Annotated in this window: 1 protein-coding gene; it reads right to left on the bottom strand. The window is 76.0% G+C overall.

Annotation, left to right across the window (positions count from 1 at the left end; genetic code table 11):
* Positions 1-1,862, bottom strand: a 1,862-nt coding sequence (locus tag IE329_RS39765) for a polyketide synthase dehydratase domain-containing protein (protein ID WP_229928158.1), incomplete at its 3' end; no start/stop codon positions are given.
* Positions 1,863-1,891 lie beyond the last annotated feature (29 nt).

The raw sequence follows: 1,891 nt of genomic DNA on the forward strand, positions 1-1,891 counted from the left end.
AGCCCGCCCAGGTCGCGCAGGCCGTACCAGGCGGTCAGGAACGCCACGGGCACCGTGGCGGCCTGGGCGAACGTCCACTCGTCGGGGATGCGCACCAGCACCCTGTGATCGGCGACGGCCACCCGGCCGAACGCGCCGGGCAGCAGCCCGGCGACCCGGTCACCCGGCCGCAGCCCGGTGACCTCGGCGCCGACCTCGGTGACGACGCCCGCGCCCTCGCTGCCGAGCAGCGCCGGGTCCGGGTAGACGCCGAGGGCGATCAGCACGTCCCGGAAGTTCAGACCGGCCGCCCGCACGGCGACGCGCACCTCCCGGGGCCCGGGCGGGGCCTGCTCGTACGGCAGGAAGGCGAGGTCGTCCAGGCTGCCCGTGCCCGCCTGCGTCAGCCGTCCGTCGAACGCCTCCGGTGCGGAGCGTACGAGCCGGGGCACGTAGACGGCCCCCCGGCGCACCGCCAGCTGGTCCTCGTCGCCGACCGACAGGCCGTCGGGCAACTCGTCGGCGTCCACGAGCACGAACCGGCCGGGGTGCTCGGCCTGCGCGGACCGGACCAGGCCCCAGACGGCCGAGGCTTCCGGGTCGCTCACCCCGTCACCGGGAACGACGGCGACCGCGCCCCGCGTGCGCACCACGAGCCGTTCGCCGGGCCCGGCCAGGAAGTCCTGGACGGCCGTCAGCGCCTCGGCGACCGAGCCGGGCGAGACGACGGCGTCGCCGAGCGCGCCTTCGCCGGGGGTCAGCGGAATCCAGTCGAGGGCGTACAGCGGGCCGCGTTCAGCCATCGGACGGGTGGTCAGCGCCTCGATGGTCACCACGGGCTCGCCGGACCGGTCCGCCAGGTGGACGGCGTACGTGCCGGGGCGCACCACCGTCAGCCGCACGCGCGCGGAGGTCACGCCGGTGCGGTGGACCGCGATCCCGTCCAGCGAGAACGGCAGCCGCACGTCGCCTTCCGTGCCGGCCAGCAGCGCCAGCGGTTGCAGGGCGGCGTCCAGCAGGGCCGGGTGGACGGAGAACCGGGCCGCGTCCGGCACGGTGACCTCGGCGAACACCTCATCGCCGCGGCGCCACACCGCCTGCACGGCCTGGAAGGCCGGCCCGTACTCGTAGCCCGCCGCGGCGAGCGTGTCGTAGAGCCCGGTGACCGGTTCCGCGCCGGCCGGCGGCCATTGCGTCAGCGCCTGCCCGAGCACGGGCTGCCCGACCACCAGCTGCCCGCCCACCGTGCCGGTGGCGTGCCGCACCCAACCGTCCGTCCGGGACCGGACGTCGACCGTGCGGCGGCCGGTCCCGTCCGGCTCGCCCACGACGACCTGCACATCCACCGCGCCGTCCGCGGGCAACGTCAGCGGCGCCTCCAGGACCAGTTCCTCCACTGCCGCCCCGGCCGCGTGCACCACCAGTTCCACGAACGCCGTCGCGGGCAGCAGCACCGTCCCCAGTACGGAGTGGTCCGCGAGCCAGGGGTGGGTGGCCAGGGAGAGCCGGCCCGTCAGGACCCGCTGCTCGCCCACCTCGACAGCGGCGCCGAGCAGCGGGTGGTCCACACGGTCGAGCCCGGCCGCGGACACGTCGCCCGCGCCGCCGGCGAGCCAGAACCGCGTCCGCTGGAAGGGGTAGGTGGGCAGCGCCACCGGCTCCCCTTCAGGGAACGGCCACCGCACCGGCACACCTGCGACGAACAGCCGCGCCGCGGCGGCCAGGAACTCGGCCGGGGTGCCGTGGTCGCGACGCAGTGTCCCGGTCACCACACCCGCCTCGTGCTCCTCCAGCGCGGGCGTGAGCACCGGGTGCGGGCTGACCTCGACGAAGACGCTGTGGCCGTGGTCGAGCAGCGCACGGGTGGTCCGGTCGAACAGCACGGGTTCGCGGAGGTTGCGGTACCAGTAGC

Source organism: Kitasatospora indigofera, assembly GCF_014655955.1.
In the GTDB taxonomy this organism is placed as follows: domain Bacteria; phylum Actinomycetota; class Actinomycetes; order Streptomycetales; family Streptomycetaceae; genus Kitasatospora; species Kitasatospora indigofera.